Raw genomic sequence first — 20,608 nt, 5'->3', positions numbered from 1 at the left:
GGCGTGCGACGGGCCGACGGAGTTACCGTGGCGTGCGCGTCCACAGCGCCGACGACCAACGCCGACCCCGGGGGAAACACCACATGCGCGCCCTGCGAATACTGCTGATCATCGTCGTGATCCTGGGCGGGCTGTTCGTGATCGCGGACCGGATCGCCGTGCACTTCGCGGAGGGCGAGGCCGCCGACAAGCTGAAGTCGACGGAGAACCTGGCCACCACCCCGGACGTCAGCATCGACGGCTTCCCCTTCCTGACCCAGGTCGCGAGCGGCTCGCTGGACGACGTGCACGTCGGGATCAAGAACTACGAGGCCCAGACCGGCACCGCGGGCAAGACGATCCGCATCGACGACCTCCAGGCGGACATGAAGGGCGTCTCCTTCTCCGGCGACTACAGCTCCGCCACCGCCTCCAGCGCGACCGGTACGGCGACCATCTCCTACGCCGAGCTGCTGAGGACCGCCAAGTCGCAGCCGACCGAGGTCGCCCCGGGGATCGAGGCGAAGGTCGTGGGGCTGTCCGACGGCGGCAACGGGAAGATCAAGGTCGCGGTGCGAGTGACCGGCAGCTTCCTGTCCGTGCCGATCAACCGGACGGTGTCCGTGCTGAGCAGCGTGACCGTGGCGGACAACAAGGTCGAGGTGCACGCCGACTCGCTGCCCAAGCTGGCGGCCGTCTCCCTCGCCGAGAACCGCATCCGCAACATCACCGACTTCCAGCAGGCCATCGACCGGCTGCCCGGCGGCATCACGCTGGACAAGGTGCAGGCCGCCGAGGACGGCGTACGGATCAGCGTGAAGGGTTCGGACGTCAAGCTGGCGGGGTAGGACCCGGAGGCCGTCGTGGACGGCTTCTGTCCGAGGGGCGAGACGGTGTCGTCCGTTCAGTAGCCCGCTGTCACCCGGACGAGTGCCAGATGCGGGGTGGAGCAGCCCGAACGGGCTCAAGCGTCCCGGGATTCGGACGATCGCGTCTCGCGATATGACACACCGGTGACACGCGCGCCCGGACGTCCCTACGATCGGGGCCATGAAGCGACAGGCGGATCTCACCAAGCGGCGGGCAGTGGACCTGTGCCGCGTTGCCGCCATGCTCTGTCGCCCCTTCTGAGCGAAAGTCCCGACTTCCGCATCACCCCCGCCCTGTCGAAGGGCGACCGCCCTGCTCAAGGGCGATCGCGCGCCGCCCGCTCACGGGCGCGCCGCGCCCCCGCACATTCGCACGCCCCGCCGCGACTGCCCCGGAGGAGAAGAGCATGAGCCGCAGCGACGTCCTGGTCGACGCCGACTGGCTCCAGGAGCACCTGGACGACCCGACCATCGCCATCGTCGAGGTGGACGAGGACACGTCCGCCTACGAGAAGAACCACATCAAGAACGCGATCCGCATCGACTGGACCAAGGACCTCCAGGACCCGGTCCGCCGTGACTTCATCGACCAGGAGGGCTTCGAGAAGCTCCTGTCGGAGAAGGGCATCGCCAACGACCACACGGTGATCCTCTACGGCGGCAACAACAACTGGTTCGCGTCGTACGCCTACTGGTACTTCAAGCTCTACGGCCACGAGAGCGTCAAGCTGCTCGACGGCGGCCGCAAGAAGTGGGAGCTGGACGCCCGCGAGCTGGTCGCCGGCGACGAGGTTCCCGAGCGCCCGAAGACCGACTACAAGGCGAAGGCCCAGGACACCTCGATCCGCGCCTTCCGTGACGACGTCGTCGCCGCCATCGGCTCGCAGAACCTGGTCGACGTCCGCTCGCCCGACGAGTTCTCCGGCAAGCTGCTCGCCCCGGCCCACCTGCCGCAGGAGCAGTCGCAGCGCCCGGGCCACGTCCCGTCCGCGCGGAACATCCCGTGGTCGAAGAACGCCAACGACGACGGCACCTTCAAGTCGGACGAGGAGCTGAAGGCCCTCTACGCCGAGGAGCAGGTCGACCTCGCCAAGGACACGATCGCCTACTGCCGCATCGGTGAGCGCTCGGCCCTGACCTGGTTCGTGCTGCACGAGCTGCTCGGCGTCGAGAACGTCAAGAACTACGACGGCTCCTGGACCGAGTACGGCTCCCTCGTCGGCGTGCCGATCGAGCTGGGCGCCAACAAGTAACCCAGGCCACGACCTTTACCCCTCAAGGAGTTCGACATGTGCGGTGCGAAGGCCGGTGGCCCGGACGCTTCCACGATCAAGCCCGGTGAGACCACGATCCAGGGCCAGGTGACCCGCGACGGCGAGCCGGTGACGGGCTACGTCCGGCTGCTCGACTCGACCGGCGAGTTCACCGCCGAGGTCCCGACCTCGGCGACCGGTCAGTTCCGCTTCTACGCCGCGGAGGGCACCTGGACCGTCCGTGCGCTCGTCCCCGGCGGCACGGCCGACCGTACGGTCGTCGTGGCGGAGCAGGGCGCGCTGGCCGAGGTCGCCATCGCGGTCTGAGGTCCCGGTCGACGGGTCCCGTGACGGTCGGAGGGCCGCACCCCTGGGTTGGACGCCAGTGGGGGTGCGGCCCTCCGCCATGTCAGCGGCACTGCGGGATGAAGGGATCCCGGTCGACGCTGTGGGCGTTGTTGTCGACGTACCCGGCGAAGGTGTAGGCGGTGCCGCCGACGAACCGCCAGCCCACGCCGTCTGAGTAGTCGACCTCGCTCACCTGGTACCAGGTGTTGCCCCAGGTGCCGATCTGCTCGCCCCTCGTCCAGCAGTTGGCGTAGATCCAGGCGCCGGGGGCGAGGTCGGGCCAGCCGATCTTGCCGTTCGTCGTGTTCGGGCTCCTGTAGATGCCGACCCAGTTGCTGGTGGTGAGCTTCACGGGGTCAGAGGCCGAGGCGCTCCCCGCTGTCGTCACGATCGCACCGATGCTCATCGCGGCGGCCGTCACGGCCATCGCCGCCCGGCGCCCGAATCTGATCCTCATGTGGTGCCCCTCCAGGTAAGGCGCCGGTGAGTGGCGCGAACTCAGCCTGGCGCGGCAGGGGTGGCGGGGCCATCCTTTCTCCGCTGACCAAAAGGCTTGCCAACGGGGGGGTTGGGCATGCTGCGCATCGAGTTGTCCGGAGAGGACCTCGCACGGATCCGGTTCGTGCCGCAGCCGGCACCGCTGGTCGAACTCAAGCTCGCGTTGATGATGCTGCGGCGCCCGGACTCGGAGCAGACGTTCGGCCGGTGGCGGCGCGGGGTGCGGCAGCGGCTGCCCGCCTCCACCCGTCCGCTGTGGGACCTGCTCACGCCGTACCGCGGCCCGGCCCTCCTGGACCCGGTCAGCCCGGACCTGCCGAGCGCCCTGGACGTGGTGCGGGCCGTACCCGCCGGCCAGCTGCGCGTCTGCCTCGAAGGGGCGTGGGCACGGCAGGAGGGGCAGGGGCCGGTGCCCCACTGGGTGCGCGACCTGGCCCAGGGCGACCCCGGTTGCCGGGAACTGGTCTGCCAGGGGTTCCAGGACGCCTACCGGGCCGTACTCCACGCGTCCTGGCCCCGGGTGGCGGCCCTGCACTCCGCCGAGTACGCCCGGTACGCCCTCAACACCGCCGAGCACGGGGTCGTCGGCGCGCTGACCCGGCTCTGTCCGGGGTCCCGGCTGGCCGACGGCCACTGGGAGATCGACGCGCCCTACCGGTGGCAGGTGGCGCCCGCCGGCCGTGGTGTGGTGCTGCTGCCCACCTTCCACTGGACCGGTGCGCCGCTGGTCGCCGAGCGGGCGCAGGAGCCGCTGCTGGTGGTCTACCCGGCCGGTCCGGGCATCCCGCTGATGCCCTCGGCCGTCGGCGAGGACGTGCTCGCGCCGGTCCTCGGCACCACCCGGGCGCAGACCCTGCGCCTCCTCGGCTATCCCCTGAGCACCAGCGAACTCGCCGGCCACCTCGGCATCAGCCTGGGCGCGGCCTCCACCCACGCGGCCGCGCTGCGCGCCGCGGGCCTGATCGACACGGTCCGCGCCGGCCGCGCGGTCCGCCACGAACGCACCGCCCTGGGCACCCTGCTGACAGGCGGCGCGGACCGGCCCTGAGCACGGCTAGGACTTGCTCCTCCCCGTGGCCACGGCGGCGATGACCTTGTCCATCTCCTCCTCGGTCACCTCTCCCAGGCGGCAGGCGGCGATGTGCCCGGAGGGGTCGACGACCAGCGTGTACGGGATGGACTGGGGGACCATGCCGCGCGGCAGCCGCAGGGCCTGCTTCCCGGCGGGGTCGTGGATCGAGGGGTACGACAGCCCGTGCGCGCGCTGGAAGGCGAGCGCGGCGGCGACCCCGTCGTCCCGGTTCAGCCCGAGGAGCTGCACACCGCGGCCCGCCCACCGCTTCTCGATCCTGCGCAGTTCCCCGGCCTCCGCCTGGCACGGCCTGCACCAGGACGCCCACGCGTTGACCAGCACGACCTTCCCCCGGTAGTCGGAGAGGCGCACGGTGTGTCCGTCCAGCGCGGGCCCGGTCAGATCCGGCGCCGCCGGCCGCTTCCCCTCGGCGAAGGCGGAGGTCAGGGGATCCCCGGGACTGGTGTCACCGAGAGGCGCGGGCGTCGAACACCCCGCGAGAACCAGACAGGCGGCAACGGCGACGAGCACATACCGGACACCGGTGGCGACCATGGCTTCCCCCTTTTTCCCCTGGCACCCGTGCCGATCATTCTGCTCCCCGGGCGGACAGCCGTTGCAGCGGGCCCTCTACGGTGAGGCGGAGCACTTGGTACATCCGGAGGGGAAAGCCGTGCCGTCGTCCTTACGCCCGCGCCGCAGCGTCCTGGCGCTGACCGCTCTCGCCCTGCTGTCCGCAGCGGCCGGGGCGACCGAATACCTCGTCCACGACCGGCGTGCCGACGCGGGCCTGACCCCGGGCCCCTTCGCCGGTGCGGCGCCCTGCCGGACCATCACCGACAAGGCCCCCGACCGCCTCGCCGACCTGGACCGCCGCTCCACCGCGGTACGGGGGGTGGTGGTGTGGGGCAACCGCGACGTCGTCCTGCGCTGCGGAGTGACTCCCCCTGGCCCGACACAGGACGCGTGCTTCTCGGTGAACGGGGTGGACTGGGTGATCGACGAGAAGCAGTCCACGGCCTCCCGAAAGGTGATCGTCACCTACGGCCGCACCCCCGCGACCCAGGTGGCCTTCTTCACCGCCGGCAAAACCGACACGGCCCTGGTCGACCTGTCGGACCTGGTCACCCCGATCCGACAGGCCGATCACTGCCTGGACAAGTGAGACGCGTATATCGCCGCGAACAGCGGTAAGTTGACCATGCCGGCCGTCACGCACAGCCCGACTTCATCACTTGGCTCACCGCCCTGCGCCACCCCAGGAAGGTGAGCCACGCAACGCCACGAGGCAGCCGCTGAGGAGACTCTCGATGACATCACTGCGCAGCTATCTCGCCGACTACGCAGCGGGGCGGATGAGCCGAGAAGAAATGCTGGCCACCGTCGCAGCCTGGCCGCTGGAGGAGCGGGACGCGGATCCCGCCCACACTCTGCCCGACCACCAGGACAACACGGCAGACGTGCTGGCCTCCGCAGTGCTGAACGGGCAGCTCACGGAAGAGGACTACCAGGAGATCCTGCGCCGACGCGCCAACTCGGCCGCCCTGCCGGATTGATGGCGAGAGCGACCGCGATCACGGACGGCCCTGCGCGAGGCATATCGCAACCGGTAGCGGGCGTTTCAACAACCTCCCGGCCGAGTACACCTAGCCCAGCGCCCGCCCCAGCACCCACACCACCGGCGCCGCCGCCGACAGCGGCAGGGCCACGCCCGCGGTGAAGTGGACGAAGCGGGAGGGGTAGTCGTAGGAGGCGGCCCGGTGGCCGATCAGGGCGCAGGCGCCCGCGGCCGCGCCGAGCAGGGCGCCCTTCGTGCCCAATCCGGTCATGTCGCCGACCGCGATGCCCGCGCCGGCCGCCGCGAGCAGCGCGACCACCACCGACGCCGGGGTGGGCAGCGGCAGGGCACGGGCCAGGACCGCGACCGCGACCGAGGCCGCGCCCACCGACACCGCGTGCGCCCCGGCGCCGAGGTAGCCGGTCGCGACCACGGTGAGGGCCGCCGAGACGACGGTCGCCATCAGGCCGTACATCCGCTCGTCCGGGTCCGCGTGCGAGCGCAGCTGGAGGACCAGGCAGAGCAGCACCCAGACGCCGAGGGTGCCGAGGATCGCGGCGGGGGCGTGTCCGCGCCCGGACAGCAGGACGGCCGCGTCGGCGACCAGGCCGCCCAGGAAGGCCAGCGCGATGCCCTGCCGGGCCGGCCACATGCCGTTCAGCCGGAACCAGCCGGCCGCCGTCACCGCCTGGAGGATCACCAGGGGGGCGACGAGCGCGTAGGAGGCGACCGGCGCCGCGGCGGCCAGCAGCAGGCCGAGCACCGCGGTGAGCGCCGCCGGCTGCATACCGGGCTCGATGATCGGCGAACGGCCCTCCAGGCGCGCCCGCTGGTTGTCCTTTATCCGGGTGTTGCCGGCGAGGGTGGCGGGGCCGTAGGTCGGGGCGCCCTCGGCATCGGCCACATCGGCCACCGGTTCCGGTTCCGGTTGCGCCGGGGGCTCCGGCTGCGGCTCCCAGGCGGGCTGGGCGGCCTGCTGGGCCTGCTGGGCCTGCTGCGGGGCGTAGGGGTCCGTGTAGTGCTGCTGCTGGTAGCCGTAGTCGTAGTCGTACTGCTGGTGCTGCGGCTGGTACGCCGGCTCCGCCGCCTGTGCCGGCATCTGGAGCGGGGCGTGCGTCTGGGTGTCCCAGGTCTGGCCCTGCCACTGCTGGGTGAGCTGGGGGTCGTAGCCGGGCTGCTGCTGGTCGTACCCGGACCCGGGGGCCGCGTGGGATCCGGGCCACTGCTGCTGCTGGTACGGGTCGTAGCCCTCGTACGGGCCGCCCTGATACGGCTGGTCGCTCATCGCCTCACCCTCCTGCGAACGGCGGGAGCACCTCGACCGTGCCGCCCTCGGCCAGCCGTACCGACTCGTGCGAGCGGGTCCCGACGGGATCGCCGTCGACGAGGAAGGAGCATCGCTGGAGCACGCGCGTGAGTTCGCCGGGGTGGTGGGCGCGTACGGCGGCGAGCGCTTCGGCGAGCGTCTCCGCCTCGTACGGCTCCTCGGCGACCTGGGCCGCGGCCTTGGCGGCGGCCCAATAGCGCACCGTGACCTTGGGCATCTGGTTCCTCAATCGACGGCAAGAAAGAAATAAGAGTGCTGTCAGGCTAGCCCGCCTTCGCCGCGGCCCAGACCCCGATCCTGGTCAGCAGGGTGTCGTCCGCGGCGTGCTCGGCGTGGCCCATGCCCGGCTCGATCCAGAGTTCTCCCAGCTCCCCGGCCGCCTCGGCGAGCATGCGGGGGTGGTCGAGGGGGAAGTAGCCGTCGCGGTCGCCGTGCACGATCAGCAGCGGGGTCGGGGGGATCCGGCGGGTCGCCTCGGTCGGGGACAGCGGCACCGGGTCCCAGTCGCGGTGGTGGATGCGGGTGCGCAGCCCGTAGCGGCCGACCAGCCGACCCTCGGGGCGGGTGACCAGCCAGTGCAGCCGGCGCATGGGGGCGGTGCCCCGGTAGTACCAGCGGGCGGGCGCGCTGACCGAGACCACCGCGTCGACCGTGCCCGGGTGCAGGGCCGCGTGGCGCAGGACCACCGAGCCGCCCATGGAGAAGCCGACGCTCACCACCCGCGGGTGGCCGAGCGCGCGGGCCCAGTCGACGGCGGCGGCCAGGTCCAGCACCTCCCGGTCGCCGACCGTGGAGCGGCCGCCGGAGCGGCCGTGGCCGCGGAAGGAGAAGGTGACGACCGCGCCGTACCGGGCGAGGACGCCGGCCACCCGTCGCACATGCGGGCGGTCCACGTCCCCGGTGAAGCCGTGGGCGATGACGAACGCCAGGCCATCGGGGGATGGAGCGGAGGTGTCCGGCGGGGTTTCGTATACGACCGTGCCCGGGTTGTATACGGAATCGATCGCAATGCCATCGGCCGTGGTCAGATACGTCCGGATAGGGCCCCGTCCGCCCGTCTCGCCATTCGGACGAACGGTGGAACGCGCCACATGACCTGCCGGACGGTTGCTCATGTGGGCTATTCTGCTGGGCAGAGGACTCGGGCAGCGAAGCCCCCGGGTCCTTTTGTGCTTTCGGAAGCGTTGTATACGAAGTGGGAAACCCCTGGTGAAGGCCGGGGGGAACCGCCGGTGTACGGGGCCTTCGGGATCGCAGAGCAGTGCCCGTCCGCACACGTCCTCGCAGGGACCGAGGAGGAACCAGACGTATGAGTTCTCTGCTGCTCCTGACCAACGCCCTCCAGCCGTCGACAGAGGTCCTGCCCGCACTGGGACTTCTGCTGCACAACGTCCGGGTGGCCCCGGCCGAGGGCCCCGCCCTGGTCGACACCCCCGGTGCCGACGTCATCCTCGTCGACGGCCGGCGCGACCTGCCGCAGGTCCGGAGCCTGTGCCAGCTGCTGCGTTCCACCGGCCCCGGCTGCCCCCTGGTCCTGGTCGTCACCGAGGGCGGCCTCGCCGCCGTCACCGCCGATTGGGGCATCGACGACGTCCTGCTGGACACGGCGGGTCCGGCCGAGGTCGAGGCGCGGCTGCGGCTCGCCATGGGCCGCCAGCAGATCGTCAACGACGACTCCCCGATGGAGATCCGCAACGGTGACCTCTCGGTGGACGAGGCGACGTACAGCGCCAAGCTCAAGGGCCGGGTCCTCGACCTCACCTTCAAGGAGTTCGAGCTGCTGAAATACCTCGCGCAGCACCCGGGCCGGGTCTTCACCCGCGCCCAGCTCCTCCAGGAGGTGTGGGGCTATGACTACTTCGGCGGCACCCGGACGGTGGATGTGCACGTACGGCGGCTGCGCGCCAAGCTCGGCCCGGAGCACGAGTCGCTGATCGGCACGGTCCGGAACGTGGGTTACCGATTCGTTACCCCGGAGAAGGTGGAGCGGGCCGCCGAGGAGGCGAAGGCCAAGGCCGGCCGGGCAAAGGCCGACGATGCGGACGCATCCGCCGTCCGCAGCGGCGCCGAGGTCCACGCGGAGGCCTAGGACGGGGTGGCGGGGCGCCGGTGCGGACGTTGCTTCCGCACATCCGGCGTGAGATACACCCTGCCCGAACTGGGTCAATCCGCGTAGACTCCGCGCGTGGCCAAGGTGACTCGGGATGATGTGGCACGGCTGGCTGGAACCTCCACCGCCGTCGTCAGTTATGTCATCAACAACGGACCCCGGCCGGTCGCCCCGGCCACGCGCGAGCGTGTCCTCGCCGCGATCAAGGAACTGGGGTACCGGCCCGACCGGGTCGCCCAGGCGATGGCCTCGCGCCGCACGGACCTCATAGGCCTGATCATCCCGGACGCCCGCCAGCCCTTCTTCGGCGAGATGGCGCACGCGGTCGAGCAGGCCGCCTCCGAGCGCGGAAAGATGGTCCTCGTCGGCAACACCGACTACATCGGTGAACGCGAGGTCCACTACCTCCGCGCCTTCCTCGGCATGCGCGTCTCGGGCCTCATCCTCGTCTCGCACGCCCTGAACGACCTGGCCGCCGCCGAGATCGACGCCTGGGACGCCCGGGTGGTGCTGCTGCACGAGCGGCCGGAGGCCATCGACGACGTCGCCGTGGTCACGGACGACCTGGGCGGCGCCCAGCTCGCCGTGCGCCATCTGCTGGAGCACGGCCACGAGTACGTCGCCTGTCTGGGCGGCACCGCCGAGACCCCGGCCGTCGGCGACCCGGTCTCCGACCACGTCGAGGGCTGGAAGCGGGCCATGGCCGAGGCGGGCCTGTCCACCGAGGGCCGGCTGTTCGAGGCGCCGTACAACCGCTACGACGCCTACCGCGTGGGCCTGGAGGTGCTCGCCGGGCCGCGCCGCCCGCCGGCGATCTTCTGCTCCACCGACGACCAGGCGATCGGTCTGCTGCGGGCCGCGCGCGAGCTGCGCATCGACGTGCCGGGCGAGCTGGCGGTGGCCGGCTTCGACGACATCAAGGAGGCCGCGCTCGCCGACCCGCCGCTGACCACGGTCGCCTCGGACCGCTCGGCGATGGCCCGCGCGGCCGTCGACCTCGTCCTGGACGACGGTCTGCGGGTGCCCGGGTCGCGGCGGGAGCGGCTGAAGACGTTCCCGTCCCGGCTGGTGGTACGGACGAGCTGCGGCTGCGAGTCGTAGCCGGACGCGTCCCGGCAGGGCGCCCAGGGGTCCGTCTTTATATCGGACAAACAAGGTTCTGCCGGGCTTCTCAGGGAGCACTCAGGAAGCTCTCATGGTCGCAGGGGAGGCTTCTGTCATGACCGAGAGCCAGGGCACCTTCGAGCAGTCCCACTCCCCCTTCTCCTCTCACTCCGCTCCGGTGAACCCCGAGTGGCCGCCTCCGCCGCCGCACCGGCCGGAGGACGGGCCCACCGCGTCCGGCCCGCACCGCGGCAAGCGGACCCGGGGACCGTTCGCCCTGCTCGCGGCGGTCGCGATCGTCGCGGCCGCGGTGGGCGGCGGCACGGCGTACGCCTTCCAAGAGCTGACCGGTACGGACACGGTCGCCTCCGCCGGTACCAGCACCACCGTGGTGCCCACCGGCAAGCGGGGGGACGTGGCCGCCATCGCCGCCGCCGTCAGCCCGAGCGTGGTGGAGATCAACGCCACCCTGGACAACGGCACCTCCACCGGCTCCGGTGTGGTCATCACCTCGGGCGGCGAGATCGTCACCAACAACCACGTCATCGCCGGCGCGCAGTCGATCAGGGTGCGCACCAGCGACGGCCGGAGCTACACCGCCGACGTCGTCGGCACCGACAGCTCCAAGGACCTCGCACTGATCAAGCTCCGGGGCGCCTCCGGGCTGAAGGCCGCGAGCCTCGGCGACTCCCGCGGGGTCCAGGTCGGGGACACGGTCGTCGCGATCGGCTCCCCCGAGGGCCTGACCGGCACCGTCACCAGCGGCATCGTCTCCGCCCTCGACCGGGACGTCACCGTCTCCACCGACGAGAGCCAGGGCCAGAGCCAGGGGCAGGGCGGCGACGGCCAGTGGCCGTTCGAGTTCGGCGGCCGCCAGTTCAACGGCGACACCGGCTCCTCCACCACCACCTACAAGGCCATCCAGACCGACGCCTCGCTCAACCCCGGCAACTCCGGTGGCGCGCTGATCGACGCGAGCGGTCATGTGATCGGCATCAACTCCGCGATGTACTCGTCGAGTTCCCAGGCCTCCTCGTCCTCGGACGCGGGCAGCGTCGGGCTCGGCTTCGCGATCCCCGTCAACACGGTCAAGTCCGACCTGGCCAAGCTGCGGTCGGGCGCACAGAGCTAACGACTCCACGAGTCGGCTGGGAGCACGTCATGATCAAGCACATTTCGCACACCGGCGCACCGGCCACCGGCCCCGACGCCCTCACCCTGGCCCTGGCGATCGCACACGAGCTGCACCCGCCGGCCATCCCCGCGCCGCGCACCCCCGAGGCTGTACCGACGGCGCAGCGCGCCCCCGAGGTCGTACCGGCGGCCGTGCCGCAGCTGATGGGCCTGCGCACCCCGGCGGTGCGCACCCACCGCCGCAAGGTTCCGCTGAACCGGCTGAGCGTGGTCCGGACCTGAGCCGGTCCCGGCCGTCACGTCCGCGCCCATGGCACGCTGAGAGGCATCCGTCCGCCCACCACCCTTGAGGAACCGCGAGCGATGAGCCCCGCCGAAGGCGACCGTGACCCCCAGCGCATCCTGATCGTCGACGACGAGCCGGCCGTACGCGAGGCGCTCCAGCGCAGCCTCGCCTTCGAGGGGTACGGCACCGAGGTCGCCGTCGACGGCGCGGACGCCCTGGAGAAGGCCCAGGCCTACCGGCCCGACCTGGTCGTCCTCGACATCCAGATGCCCCGCATGGACGGCCTGACCGCCGCCCGGCGCATCCGGGGCGCGGGCGACACCACCCCGATCCTCATGCTCACCGCCCGCGACACCGTGGGCGACCGGGTGACCGGCCTGGACGCGGGCGCGGACGACTACCTCGTCAAACCCTTCGAGCTGGACGAACTCTTCGCCCGCATCCGCGCGCTGCTGCGCCGCAGCTCCTACGCGGCCGCCGTGTCCGCCGAGGCGCAGGAGGACGAGGCGCTGACCTTCGGCGACCTGCGCATGGACCTCGCGACCCGGGAGGTCACCCGGGGCGGCCGCCCGGTGGAACTGACCCGCACCGAGTTCACCCTGCTGGAGATGTTCATGGCACATCCGCGCCAGGTGCTCACCAGGGAGCAGATCCTGAAGGCCGTGTGGGGCTTCGACTTCGAGCCGTCCTCCAACTCCCTCGACGTCTACGTCATGTACCTGCGCCGCAAGACCGAGGCGGGCGGCGAGCCGCGCCTGGTGCACACCGTGCGGGGCGTGGGCTATGTCCTGCGCCAGGGCGGGGCCGAGTGAGGAGGCTGCTGCGCCGCTATCGGGCGCTGCCGATCCGGGCCCGGCTGGCGATGCTGGTCGCGGCGGCGGTGGCGTTCGCGGTGGCGGCGGTGTCGATGACGGCGTGGTTCATCGTCCAGGGGAAGCTGTACGACCAGCTGGACGCCGACCTCCAGAAGTCGCTGCGCGGCAGCACACAGCTGGACCAGCTCCAGTTCACCTTGCAGAACTGCACCGACTCGCCGACCTCGACCGGGTTCTTCAAGGACCGGTACTCCCAGGTGGTCACCGAGGACGGCAGGGTCTGCCTCTTCGGGGGCGCGTCGGGCCGGATCAGGGTCACCCCGGCCGACCGGGCCGAGATCAAGGCGCTGGACCTCGGCAAGATCTACTTCCGCAACGGCACCGACGCGCAGGGCAACGTGCTGCGCGTGCTCACCCGCGCCATCGGGCCGACCGCGACCGAGAGCGGCGGACGCGGCCCCAATGTGGGCGTGCTCATCGCCGTCCCGCTCGCGAACACCGAGAAGACGCTCAAGGACCTCGCCCTCGTCCTGCTCCTCGTCTCCGGCATAGGAGTCGTCGGGGCCGGCGCCGCCGGTCTCGCGGTGGCCCGTGCCGGGCTGCGGCCCGTCGACAAGCTCACCGAGGCCGTCGAGCACGTGGCCCGGACCGAGGACCTGACCATCCGCATCCCGGTGGAGGACGACAGCGAGGACGAGGTGGCCCGGCTGTCCCGGTCCTTCAACTCGATGACCGCCTCCCTGGCCAGCTCCCGGGACCTCCAGCAGCAGCTGATCGCCGACGCCGGCCATGAACTCCGCACGCCGCTCACGTCATTGCGGACCAACATCGAGCTGCTCACCCGCAGCGAGGAGACCGGCCGGCCGATCCCGCCTGCCGACCGCAAGGCCCTGCTCGCCTCGGTGAAGGCGCAGATGACCGAGCTGTCCTCGCTGATCGGCGACCTCCAGGAACTGTCCCGCGCGGAGAGCCAGCGCGGGGAGCGGGTGCAGGTGGTGTCGTTGCAGGACACCGTCGAGGCCGCCCTGCGCCGGGCGCGGCTGCGCGGCCCGGAGCTGACGATCACCTCGGACCTGGAGCCCTGGTACGTCCGGGCGGAGCCCTCCGCGCTGGAGCGGGCGGTCGTCAACATCCTGGACAACGCGGTGAAGTTCAGCCCCGAGGGCGGCACGGTCGAGGTGCGGCTCGCCGACGGCGTACTGACCGTGCGCGACCACGGCCCCGGCATCCCCGAGGACGAACTCCCGCACGTCTTCGACCGCTTCTGGCGCTCCCCCAGCGCCCGCGCCCTGCCCGGCTCCGGCCTCGGCCTGTCCATCGTGGCCCGCACGGTCCGGCAGGCGGGCGGCGAGGTCACGCTGACCCGCGCGGCGGACGGCGCGGGCACGGTGGCGACGGTACGGCTGCCGGGGGCCCCGGTGCCGCCGCCGGAGACGGTGTGAGGGCGGCGGTCAGTCCGCCTTCGGCAGCTCGCGCAGGTACCGGATCTGGGCGCGGCTGACGTCGTTGGAGCGGCGCATGTGCCGGATGATCACTTCCAGTTCCTCGGCGGTGTTGTCGTCGAAGACGGTCTGCCAGCGCTGCCTGAGGTCGCCCCAGAGGGCGCCGAGCCGGGCGAGGCGGTCCGGGACCGGGGCGACCAGGACTCGGCGCCGGTCCTGCGGGTCGGGGGTGCGGACGACATAGCCGCTGCGCTCCAGCCGGTCCACCAGGCGGGTGGCCGAGCCGGTGGTGAGGCCGGTCAGGTCGGCGATCCGGCGGACGGTGAGCGGTTCCGGTTCGGCCGTCAGCAGGCTCAGGCACTGCACGTCGGTGGGGTGCAGGCCGAGATGGTCGGCGACGGCCTGGTTGAACAGGACGTAGGCCGCGAGATAGCGGCGGGATTCCGTGCCGAGTTCCTCGAGCAGCCGGTCCCGCTGCCCGTCGTCGGTCGGCTTGTCCGGCTTGTCGGTCATGGGCCACCTCCCGCAGCCGGTCGCCCGGCCGATCCATTCACTGCGCCGATCAATTCACTGCGCCGCGCAGCAATCTCCGTTAGTCTGCTGCGCGACGCAGTAAATGCGCCACGCAGCTAACTGCTGCCGATCCTACCGCCACCCCTTCGGAGGCACACCCATGTCCAGCACCGCCCCCGTCGCCGTGACCGGCGCCACCGGAGTCCAGGGCGGCGCCACCGCCCGCGCCCTGCTGGCCGCTGGCCGGCCCGTCCGCGCGCTGACCCGCACCCCCTCCTCCCCCGCCGCCGAGGCCCTGCGGAGCCTGGGCGCCGACGTCCGGTACGCCGACTTCGACGACCGCGCCTCCCTCGACGCCGCCCTCGCCGGCGCCGACGCGCTCTTCGCGGTCACCACCCCCTTCGGCACCGACACCGACACCGAGGTGCGGCAGGGCCGTACGCTCGTCGACGCCGCCGCGGCCGCCCGCCTCGGCCATGTCGTCCTCACCTCCGCGACGCACGCCGACCGCGGCACCGGCATCCCGCACTACGACAGCAAGCAGCTGATCGAACAGCACCTGGCCGCCTCCGGACTGCCCTGGACGGTGATCGCCCCGGCCGCGTTCATGGACAACTACACCGGCGGCTGGACCCTCGAAGGGCTGCGCGAGAACACCTTCGGCTGGCCCATGCCCGCCGACCGCCCGGTCGCCCTCGTCGCAGCCGCCGACATCGGCGCGTTCGCCGCACTGGTCCTGCACCGCCGCGCGGAGTTCACCGGCCGCCGGATCGACCTCGCCTCCGACATGTGCACACCCGCGCAGATCGCCGCAGCCCTCACCACCGCCACCGGCCGCCCGATCACCCACCACGAGGTGCCCCTGGAGTACGTCCGGAGCCACTCCGCCGACCTCGCGGCCATGTTCGCCTACTTCGCCGACCCCGGCCTCGACGTGGACACCGCGGCGCTGCGCCGCACCTATCCCGAGGTCGGCTGGCACACCTTCAGCGAGTGGGCCGCGAGCGCGAACTGGCCGGAACTGCTCGGCAGCTAGCGGCAACCTTCCTCCGGCCGGCGACGACCCGGGGGCACCACACCCCCGACCGACCGGAGTGGCCATGCCGTCCCAGCCCACCCGCACCAGCAGCAGCACCCGAAGCCGCAAGGCACTCGCGCCTCTCGCCGCCGTCCTCGGCAGCGCCCTCGCCTGCGGCCTGCTCGGCGCCCTTCCCCAGCAGGCCTCCGCCGCGGCGGCAGCCACCACGCTCACCGTCGCCCAGGACGGCTCCGGCCAGTACCGGACCGTGCAGGCCGCCGTGGACGCCGTACCCGCGAACAACCCCTCCCGGGTGGTGATCAAGGTGGCTCCGGGCACCTACCGGGAGACGGTGAAGGTGCCCGCGAACAAGCCGCACCTCACGATCCAGGGCACCGGCGGCAGCCGCAAGGACACCGTGATCGTCTACAACAACGCGGCCGGCACGCGGAAGCCGGACGGGTCCGGGACGTACGGCACCGGCGGCAGCGCCACCGTCGCCGTGGAGGCCGACGACTTCCAGGCCCGCAACCTCACCGTCGCCAACGACTTCGACGAACGCGCCCACCAGGACATCGCCCAGCAGGCGGTGGCCCTGCGCACCGCCGCCGACCGGGTCCTCCTGGACGGGATCGTCGTCAGCGGCGACCAGGACACCCTGCTGCTGGACACCGCGGCCAAAGAGCGGCTGGGCCGCGTCTACATGACCAACTCGTACGTCGTCGGCAACGTCGACTTCATCTTCGGCCGCGCCACCGCGGTGATCGAGAAGTCGGTGATCACCCTGAAGAAGCGGTGGGACGGCTCCTCGGCCGGGTTCGTCACCGCGCCGTCGACCGCCGCGGACCGCAAGGGCTTCCTCATCGCCGACTCCGCGGTGACCGGCGACGTCTCCGACCGCAGCTTCTACCTGGGCCGCCCCTGGCACGCCGGCGGCGACGCCTCCCTCGTCCCGCAGACCACGGTCCGCAACACCTCGCTGAGCGCCGCGATCAAGACCACCCCGTGGACCGACATGAGCGGCTTCTCCTGGAGGAACGCCCGCTTCGCCGAGTACCGGAACACCGGCGCGGGCTCCGGCCCGGCGAGCGCCGACCGCCCCCAGCTGACGGACGCCCAGGCGGCCGGCCAGGAGATCGCGGACTGGCTGGGCGGCTGGACGCCGTCGGCTTCCTGAGGCATCCGCCGCCGCGGGGGGAAGCGGCCGGGGCCCGCTCGACTCCCCGGCCGCTTCGCGGTGTTCGGTCACGCCCCGGGCCCGGCCGACTACCCTCGTATCCATGAGCAGCGACGACACCGTACGTGCCTTCCCCTCCCGCTCCATCGAGACCTACTCCGCGCTCACCCCGGACCAGGCCGAGGCCGTGCTCGGGCTGATCGCCGAGGCCGCGCGGGTCGACGGCCAGCAGCCGGTGTCCGAGCAGGGCCGGCTGCAACTGCGCGGGGGTGCCCGCGAGGGCGTCGCGCACCTGCTGCTGAGCGTCGACGGCGAACTCGTCGGCTACGCCCAGCTGGAGGACACCGACCCGGTGGAGGCACCGGCCGCCGAGCTGGTCGTCCACCCGGGACAGCGCGGCCACGGGCACGGCCGGGCGCTCGGCGCCGCGCTGCTCGCCGCGTCCGGCAAGCGGCTGCGGGTGTGGGCGCACGGCGGGCACGCCGCCGCCCGGCATCTCGCGCAGGTGCTCGGCCTCACCCTGTTCCGCGAACTGCGCCAGATGCGGCTCCGGTTGGCGGACCTGGAGCTGCCCGACCCGGTGCTGCCCGCGGGCGTGACCGTACGCGCCTTCGTGCCCGGCAAGGACGACGCGGCCTGGCTCGCGGTCAACGCGGCCGCCTTCGCCCACCACCCCGAACAGGGCTCGCTGACCCAGCGGGACCTCGACGACCGCAAGGCCGAGCCGTGGTTCGACCCGGCCGGGTTCTTCCTCGCCGAGCGGGACGGGGAGCTGATCGGCTTCCACTGGACCAAGGTGCACACCGCGGAGCAGCTCGGCGAGGTGTACGTCGTCGGTGTGCGCCCCGGCGAGCAGGGCGGCGGCCTCGGCAAGGCGCTCACCACGATCGGCCTGCGCCACCTGGCCGACCAGGGCCTGCCGACCGCGATGCTCTACGTCGACGCCGACAACAAGGCGGCCGTGTCGGTGTACGAACGGCTGGGCTTCACGACGTACGAGACCGACCTGATGTACCGCACCGAGACCTGAGCGCCCCGGCCCGGCGCCGCAGCGGCTCCCTGAGCGCCACCGCGCCCGCCGCCAGCGCGCCCGCCAGCAGCCACGCCCAGCGCTGGTGCGCCCCGTCCCACCCCGGGTCGGTGGGGATGGTGAACAGGCCCCAGCTGCGGGGCAGCAGGAAGGGCGCGAGGAGGGCGGTGGTGAGCAGGGCCGCCACCACCCTGCGACCGGGTTCCGGCTCGTCGGTCAGGCGGACGGCGACCGTGGCCGCGGCCAGCCCGAGGGCGCAGGCCGCGGCCGCCTCCAGGGTGACGCCCCCGTACGGCGGCCGGACCGGGCCGGGGACCAGCAGCAGCGCGGCCGTCCAGTACAGCGCCAGGAAGGGCACCGCCAGCGCGGCCCGCAGCACGGCACGGACACCCCGGCCGACCGGGACCGCGGCCGTGGTGTGCCGGGCGGGATCGTCCAGCAGGAAGCCGACGCCCAGGGCGAGCGCGAGGGCGGCGCAGCGCAGCATGACCAGCGCGGCGAGGGGACCGGGCCTGCCGGCGTCCAACCGGGCGACCGCGAGGGGCACCAGCCCGGTCACCGCGGCGGTCCCGAGCGCCCGCCAGGGCAGCATCCGCCACACCGCCGCCACCAACGCCCCCAGGCCGTCCCGCAGCTTCCTCAGTTGCCGCATCGGTCCGCCTCCACCGTCACCTTCGCGCCCAGCAGCCGTGCCGCCTCGGACGTGGAGACGCCGGGGGCGGTCAGCTCGTCCCAGTGGGCCTTCATCCGCGCCGCCACGCTGTACAGCGGCCGGTGGAACAGCGCCCGCACCACCTTGGTCTGGGCGTTCGTCATGCGCAGCGGCTCGGTCCGGGAGACCACGACCGCGTCGCCGGAGAGGCTGTCGTCCAGCCGTACGTGCCGCAGTTCGGTCTCCGGGTCGGACTGCCAGGCCAGGGACAGCCACATCACGGTGACCATCCGGCCGTCGCACAGCCGGCTCGCCGCCTTCTCGTCGCCCGCGACCAGCACCCCGGCCACGGCCGTGGAGAACTCCGGGACCCGGTTGCCGCCCCAGGCGGTGCCCACGGTCACCTGGTGGGGGCGGGTCGCGGGGGCGAGCGCCGAGTCCACGTCGAGGCCGTAGCGCGCCTCCAGCCGCTGGCGTACCAGCAGCGGCTGCCCGTGCGCCTCGCCGCCCGCGAGGGACTGCACCCGGTCCACGATCCGCGCCCAGTCCGCGACGCGGGGCGTCCACTCGGGGAAGGCGCAGTAGGAGGAGGGGCCCCGTCGTACACAGGTCTGGTCGGCCTCCGGGGTGAGCGAGGCCCGCGCCCGGGCGGCGGTCGTCGCGTCGGGCAGCGGTTCGGTCTGCATCACCCCGCCGAGCACGGTCGCGGCCAGCGCGAGGGCGAACGCCGCCCGTACGGCCCACGCCTTGCCGCCGGCGACCAGCACCGCGGCCAGCGTCAGCGTCAGCGCGAACCCCGCGAGGTACAGGGCGTGCCAGCCGGCCGGACGGGCCATCAGGGCGGAGGGGAAGGGATGCACGCCGGACGTGGAGACCACCGGCAGCAGCCAGGCGGCCCCCCGTTCCCCGCCGAAGGGGAAGGCGGCGCCGACGAACAGCAGGAAGAACACCACGACCAGCATCGGCGCGACGGCGGTGAACGGCAGCAGCCGGGCCAGCAGCACCCCGGCCGCCCCGAACAGCAGCACCACCAGCGGCGCGACCAGCAGCTCGGCCACCGAACCCCGGCCCACCGCACCCTGCTTGAGCGCCTCCCAGCCGAACTGGACGGCCACGGCCACCGCGGTGACCAGCGCCACCGGTACGACGGACAGCGCGTGCGCGGCCGTGCGGTGGCCGGGCTCCAGCACCAGCACGGCGAAGTGGCGTTCGGTGTCCCGGCGCCGGGAGCGCAGCACGGCGTGGTTGGCGCACACCAGCACCACGAGGCCGACGAACAGCCCGCCGCCCTGGGCGGCGCGGTCGGCGTCCTGGAGGACCGGGTAGTCGTCCCCGGGGCGGGTGGTGTGCCAGCCGATCCAGGCGGCGTAGGCGGCGAGGACGACGAGGACGGGGACGCGCAGCAGCAGCCTGCGGCCCTCGAAGCGGGCGAGGGCGGCGACGGCCGCCCACGAGCCGCGGTTCCCGGTGCGTACGGCGGCGGCCGGGGCGGCGTTGCGGGTGAGGGCGGTGGTCATGCCGTCACCTCCGCGCGGTCGCCGTCGAGGGTGAGCAGATAGCCGTCCTCCAGGGTGGGTTCGAGCAGGTCGGCGCCCTCGGGCGGACGGCCGACGTTGCGGAAGGCGCCCGTACCGGTGCGCCAGCCGGCCTTCGCGCCGGGGTCGCGCTCGGTGCTGCTCCAGACCCGTCCGGCGGCCCGTGCGGTCAGCTCGGCGGGGGTGCCGTCGAAGCGGATGCGGCCGCCGGCCATGACCAGCACGCGGTGGCAGAGCATCGCCACGTCCTCGGTCTGGTGGGTGGACAGCAGCACGGTCCGGCCCTCACCGGCGGATGCGATCAACTCCCTGAACCGCATGCGCTGTTCGGGGTCGAGGCCGACGGTCGGCTCGTCCAGCACCAGGAACCCCGGGTCGCCGACGAGCGCGGCGGCCAGCGCCACCCGCTGCCGCATGCCGCCGGACAGCTTCTTGATGCGCTTGCCGCGTACGTCGCCGAGGTCGACCTCCGCCAGGACGCGCCGCACCTCCTGGTGCCGGGCGGCGCGGTCGGTCATCTCCTTCAGGATCGCGACGTAGTCCACGAACTCGAACGGAGTGAAGTCCGGGTGGAAGCCGGGCGTCTGCGGCAGATAGCCGAGCACGCGCCGCACGTCCTGCCGGCCACGGGCGGTGGCCGGGTCGTGGCCGAGCACCGTGAAGGCGCCCCGGTCGGCCGGTACGGCGGTGGCGAGCACCCGCAACAGGGTGGTCTTCCCGGCCCCGTTGGGACCGAGCAGCCCGGTGACGCCCGGCCGCAGCCGCAGCGCGACATCGTCGAGGGCGCGGATGGCGCCGTAGCGCAGCTCCAGCCCGGAGGCGGAGACGGTGATCAGATCGGAGTCGGTCATACGGAACCCCCGTGGATGAAGGCAGAGCGGTCGAAAC

At 72.6% G+C, this 20,608-nt stretch carries 24 protein-coding genes and 1 pseudogene; 16 read left to right on the top strand and 9 right to left on the bottom strand.

Features of this window, described 5'->3' with window-relative positions:
* Positions 1-83 precede the first annotated feature (83 nt).
* The 4 genes from ACWCV9_RS28965 (at position 84) to ACWCV9_RS28950 (ending at position 2,428) form a co-directional block, all read left to right on the top strand.
* On the top strand, positions 84-827 hold the full coding sequence (locus ACWCV9_RS28965) for an LmeA family phospholipid-binding protein (protein ID WP_450790900.1): 744 nt from the start codon (positions 84-86) through the stop codon (positions 825-827).
* Positions 828-1,029: 202 nt separating this feature from the next.
* Complete coding sequence (locus tag ACWCV9_RS28960) at positions 1,030-1,110, top strand: Ms5788A family Cys-rich leader peptide (protein WP_350751515.1); 81 nt, start codon at positions 1,030-1,032, stop codon at positions 1,108-1,110.
* A gap of 145 nt (positions 1,111-1,255) precedes the next feature.
* On the top strand, positions 1,256-2,101 hold the full coding sequence (locus ACWCV9_RS28955) for a sulfurtransferase (RefSeq protein ID WP_450790899.1): 846 nt from the start codon (positions 1,256-1,258) through the stop codon (positions 2,099-2,101).
* Positions 2,102-2,137: 36 nt separating this feature from the next.
* Entirely contained in the window at positions 2,138-2,428 is a 291-nt protein-coding gene (locus ACWCV9_RS28950) for a DUF1416 domain-containing protein (RefSeq protein ID WP_385845536.1), read from the top strand.
* Positions 2,429-2,510: 82 nt separating this feature from the next.
* On the opposite strand, the gene ACWCV9_RS28945 is transcribed toward ACWCV9_RS28950, so the two are convergent.
* Positions 2,511-2,906 carry a hypothetical protein gene (locus ACWCV9_RS28945; RefSeq protein WP_385845535.1) on the bottom strand — a complete coding sequence of 132 codons (396 nt, stop codon included), beginning with the start codon at positions 2,904-2,906 and terminating at the stop codon, positions 2,511-2,513.
* A gap of 117 nt (positions 2,907-3,023) precedes the next feature.
* Here ACWCV9_RS28945 and ACWCV9_RS28940 point away from each other — a divergent pair, with 117 nt between their 5' ends.
* The gene (locus tag ACWCV9_RS28940; protein ID WP_450790896.1) at positions 3,024-3,995 is read left to right on the top strand and encodes an ArsR family transcriptional regulator; all 972 of its coding nucleotides are present in this window, start codon (positions 3,024-3,026) and stop codon (positions 3,993-3,995) included.
* 6 nt (positions 3,996-4,001) lie between these two features.
* Here the strand turns inward: ACWCV9_RS28940 and ACWCV9_RS28935 are convergent, their stop codons facing one another.
* Entirely contained in the window at positions 4,002-4,574 is a 573-nt protein-coding gene (locus ACWCV9_RS28935) for a TlpA family protein disulfide reductase (protein ID WP_450790895.1), read from the bottom strand.
* 118 nt (positions 4,575-4,692) lie between these two features.
* Between ACWCV9_RS28935 and ACWCV9_RS28930 the strand changes: the two genes are divergently transcribed.
* The gene (locus ACWCV9_RS28930) at positions 4,693-5,184 is read left to right on the top strand and encodes a DUF3515 family protein (protein ID WP_450790893.1); all 492 of its coding nucleotides are present in this window, start codon (positions 4,693-4,695) and stop codon (positions 5,182-5,184) included.
* A 145-nt stretch (positions 5,185-5,329) separates the two neighbouring features.
* A complete protein-coding gene (locus ACWCV9_RS28925) occupies positions 5,330-5,575 on the top strand; it encodes a hypothetical protein (RefSeq protein ID WP_450790891.1) in 246 nt (81 codons plus the stop codon).
* A gap of 90 nt (positions 5,576-5,665) precedes the next feature.
* Here the strand turns inward: ACWCV9_RS28925 and ACWCV9_RS28920 are convergent, their stop codons facing one another.
* The 3 genes from ACWCV9_RS28920 to ACWCV9_RS28910 are packed head-to-tail and all read right to left on the bottom strand — an operon-like array spanning position 5,666 to position 8,019.
* A complete protein-coding gene (locus tag ACWCV9_RS28920) occupies positions 5,666-6,862 on the bottom strand; it encodes a hypothetical protein (protein ID WP_450790890.1) in 1,197 nt (398 codons plus the stop codon).
* Between the two features lie 4 nt (positions 6,863-6,866).
* A complete protein-coding gene (locus ACWCV9_RS28915; RefSeq protein ID WP_450790888.1) occupies positions 6,867-7,121 on the bottom strand; it encodes a MoaD/ThiS family protein in 255 nt (84 codons plus the stop codon).
* Between the two features lie 46 nt (positions 7,122-7,167).
* The gene (locus ACWCV9_RS28910) at positions 7,168-8,019 is read right to left on the bottom strand and encodes an alpha/beta hydrolase (RefSeq protein ID WP_450790886.1); all 852 of its coding nucleotides are present in this window, start codon (positions 8,017-8,019) and stop codon (positions 7,168-7,170) included.
* Between the two features lie 194 nt (positions 8,020-8,213).
* On the opposite strand from ACWCV9_RS28910, the gene ACWCV9_RS28905 reads away from it, so the two are divergent.
* From ACWCV9_RS28905 to ACWCV9_RS28880, 6 genes are all read left to right on the top strand, one after another.
* Positions 8,214-8,993 (top strand): response regulator transcription factor, encoded by a 780-nt coding sequence (locus ACWCV9_RS28905; RefSeq protein WP_385845528.1) that lies wholly within the window; start codon positions 8,214-8,216, stop codon positions 8,991-8,993.
* Positions 8,994-9,089: 96 nt separating this feature from the next.
* Entirely contained in the window at positions 9,090-10,115 is a 1,026-nt protein-coding gene (locus ACWCV9_RS28900; protein ID WP_385845527.1) for a LacI family DNA-binding transcriptional regulator, read from the top strand.
* Positions 10,116-10,233: 118 nt separating this feature from the next.
* The gene (locus tag ACWCV9_RS28895; RefSeq protein WP_450790883.1) at positions 10,234-11,250 is read left to right on the top strand and encodes a S1C family serine protease; all 1,017 of its coding nucleotides are present in this window, start codon (positions 10,234-10,236) and stop codon (positions 11,248-11,250) included.
* A 29-nt stretch (positions 11,251-11,279) separates the two neighbouring features.
* Positions 11,280-11,534 (top strand): hypothetical protein, encoded by a 255-nt coding sequence (locus ACWCV9_RS28890; protein WP_385845525.1) that lies wholly within the window; start codon positions 11,280-11,282, stop codon positions 11,532-11,534.
* 81 nt (positions 11,535-11,615) lie between these two features.
* Complete coding sequence (locus ACWCV9_RS28885; RefSeq protein WP_385845524.1) at positions 11,616-12,350, top strand: response regulator transcription factor; 735 nt, start codon at positions 11,616-11,618, stop codon at positions 12,348-12,350.
* The gene (locus ACWCV9_RS28880; RefSeq protein WP_450790881.1) at positions 12,347-13,795 is read left to right on the top strand and encodes a HAMP domain-containing sensor histidine kinase; all 1,449 of its coding nucleotides are present in this window, start codon (positions 12,347-12,349) and stop codon (positions 13,793-13,795) included. Before ACWCV9_RS28885 ends, ACWCV9_RS28880 begins: the two co-directional genes overlap by 4 nt.
* Positions 13,796-13,804: 9 nt before the next feature.
* Here ACWCV9_RS28880 and ACWCV9_RS28875 read toward each other — a convergent pair whose 3' ends face one another.
* Entirely contained in the window at positions 13,805-14,308 is a 504-nt protein-coding gene (locus ACWCV9_RS28875) for a MarR family winged helix-turn-helix transcriptional regulator (RefSeq protein ID WP_385845522.1), read from the bottom strand.
* Between the two features lie 160 nt (positions 14,309-14,468).
* On the opposite strand from ACWCV9_RS28875, the gene ACWCV9_RS28870 reads away from it, so the two are divergent.
* The 3 genes and pseudogenes from ACWCV9_RS28870 to mshD all read left to right on the top strand — a co-directional run bounded on the left by ACWCV9_RS28870 (position 14,469) and on the right by mshD (position 17,533).
* Positions 14,469-15,344, top strand: coding sequence for an NmrA/HSCARG family protein (locus ACWCV9_RS28870; RefSeq protein WP_450790879.1), 876 nt, complete (start codon positions 14,469-14,471; stop codon positions 15,342-15,344).
* Between the two features lie 190 nt (positions 15,345-15,534).
* A pseudogene (locus tag ACWCV9_RS28865) lies at positions 15,535-16,503 on the top strand (pectinesterase family protein); the annotation flags it as partial.
* Positions 16,504-16,606: 103 nt separating this feature from the next.
* Positions 16,607-17,533, top strand: a complete 927-nt coding sequence (mshD, locus tag ACWCV9_RS28860) for a mycothiol synthase (protein ID WP_450790877.1) — start codon at positions 16,607-16,609, stop codon at positions 17,531-17,533.
* Here mshD and ACWCV9_RS28855 read toward each other — a convergent pair.
* From ACWCV9_RS28855 to ACWCV9_RS28845, 3 genes are read right to left on the bottom strand one after another with little or no spacing between them, the layout of a single operon-like run.
* Positions 17,490-18,185: an ABC transporter gene (locus tag ACWCV9_RS28855; RefSeq protein WP_450790875.1), complete on the bottom strand. Its 696-nt coding sequence runs from the start codon at positions 18,183-18,185 to the stop codon at positions 17,490-17,492. The two genes, mshD and ACWCV9_RS28855, sit on opposite strands and share 44 nt — an antisense overlap.
* Entirely contained in the window at positions 18,173-19,702 is a 1,530-nt protein-coding gene (locus ACWCV9_RS28850; RefSeq protein ID WP_450790873.1) for an ABC transporter permease, read from the bottom strand. The genes ACWCV9_RS28855 and ACWCV9_RS28850 overlap by 13 nt, the downstream gene beginning before the upstream one ends.
* Positions 19,699-20,571, bottom strand: a complete 873-nt coding sequence (locus ACWCV9_RS28845; RefSeq protein WP_450790871.1) for an ABC transporter ATP-binding protein — start codon at positions 20,569-20,571, stop codon at positions 19,699-19,701. Before ACWCV9_RS28845 ends, ACWCV9_RS28850 begins: the two co-directional genes overlap by 4 nt.
* Positions 20,572-20,608 lie beyond the last annotated feature (37 nt).

Source organism: Streptomyces sp. NPDC001606 (genome assembly GCF_053596835.1).
Note: the sequence above shows the minus strand (reverse complement) of the source record. Positions and strands in the feature narration are given on the sequence as shown.

Excerpts from the sequence above, each read along its gene's own strand:
- ACWCV9_RS28965 (WP_450790900.1), top strand. The coding sequence starts at position 84 with ATGCGCGCCCTGCGAATACTGCTGATCATCGTCGTGATCCTGGGCGGG.
- ACWCV9_RS28960 (WP_350751515.1), top strand. The coding sequence starts at position 1,030 with ATGAAGCGACAGGCGGATCTCACCAAGCGGCGGGCAGTGGACCTGTGC.
- ACWCV9_RS28955 (WP_450790899.1), top strand. The coding sequence starts at position 1,256 with ATGAGCCGCAGCGACGTCCTGGTCGACGCCGACTGGCTCCAGGAGCAC.
- ACWCV9_RS28950 (WP_385845536.1), top strand. The coding sequence starts at position 2,138 with ATGTGCGGTGCGAAGGCCGGTGGCCCGGACGCTTCCACGATCAAGCCC.
- ACWCV9_RS28945 (WP_385845535.1), bottom strand. The coding sequence starts at position 2,906 with ATGAGGATCAGATTCGGGCGCCGGGCGGCGATGGCCGTGACGGCCGCC.
- ACWCV9_RS28940 (WP_450790896.1), top strand. The coding sequence starts at position 3,024 with ATGCTGCGCATCGAGTTGTCCGGAGAGGACCTCGCACGGATCCGGTTC.
- ACWCV9_RS28935 (WP_450790895.1), bottom strand. The coding sequence starts at position 4,574 with ATGGTCGCCACCGGTGTCCGGTATGTGCTCGTCGCCGTTGCCGCCTGT.
- ACWCV9_RS28925 (WP_450790891.1), top strand. The coding sequence starts at position 5,330 with ATGACATCACTGCGCAGCTATCTCGCCGACTACGCAGCGGGGCGGATG.
- ACWCV9_RS28920 (WP_450790890.1), bottom strand. The coding sequence starts at position 6,862 with ATGAGCGACCAGCCGTATCAGGGCGGCCCGTACGAGGGCTACGACCCG.
- ACWCV9_RS28915 (WP_450790888.1), bottom strand. The coding sequence starts at position 7,121 with ATGCCCAAGGTCACGGTGCGCTATTGGGCCGCCGCCAAGGCCGCGGCC.
- ACWCV9_RS28910 (WP_450790886.1), bottom strand. The coding sequence starts at position 8,019 with ATGAGCAACCGTCCGGCAGGTCATGTGGCGCGTTCCACCGTTCGTCCG.
- ACWCV9_RS28905 (WP_385845528.1), top strand. The coding sequence starts at position 8,214 with ATGAGTTCTCTGCTGCTCCTGACCAACGCCCTCCAGCCGTCGACAGAG.
- ACWCV9_RS28895 (WP_450790883.1), top strand. The coding sequence starts at position 10,234 with ATGACCGAGAGCCAGGGCACCTTCGAGCAGTCCCACTCCCCCTTCTCC.
- ACWCV9_RS28890 (WP_385845525.1), top strand. The coding sequence starts at position 11,280 with ATGATCAAGCACATTTCGCACACCGGCGCACCGGCCACCGGCCCCGAC.
- ACWCV9_RS28885 (WP_385845524.1), top strand. The coding sequence starts at position 11,616 with ATGAGCCCCGCCGAAGGCGACCGTGACCCCCAGCGCATCCTGATCGTC.
- ACWCV9_RS28875 (WP_385845522.1), bottom strand. The coding sequence starts at position 14,308 with ATGACCGACAAGCCGGACAAGCCGACCGACGACGGGCAGCGGGACCGG.
- ACWCV9_RS28870 (WP_450790879.1), top strand. The coding sequence starts at position 14,469 with ATGTCCAGCACCGCCCCCGTCGCCGTGACCGGCGCCACCGGAGTCCAG.
- mshD (WP_450790877.1), top strand. The coding sequence starts at position 16,607 with ATGAGCAGCGACGACACCGTACGTGCCTTCCCCTCCCGCTCCATCGAG.
- ACWCV9_RS28855 (WP_450790875.1), bottom strand. The coding sequence starts at position 18,185 with ATGCGGCAACTGAGGAAGCTGCGGGACGGCCTGGGGGCGTTGGTGGCG.
- ACWCV9_RS28850 (WP_450790873.1), bottom strand. The coding sequence starts at position 19,702 with ATGACCACCGCCCTCACCCGCAACGCCGCCCCGGCCGCCGCCGTACGC.
- ACWCV9_RS28845 (WP_450790871.1), bottom strand. The coding sequence starts at position 20,571 with ATGACCGACTCCGATCTGATCACCGTCTCCGCCTCCGGGCTGGAGCTG.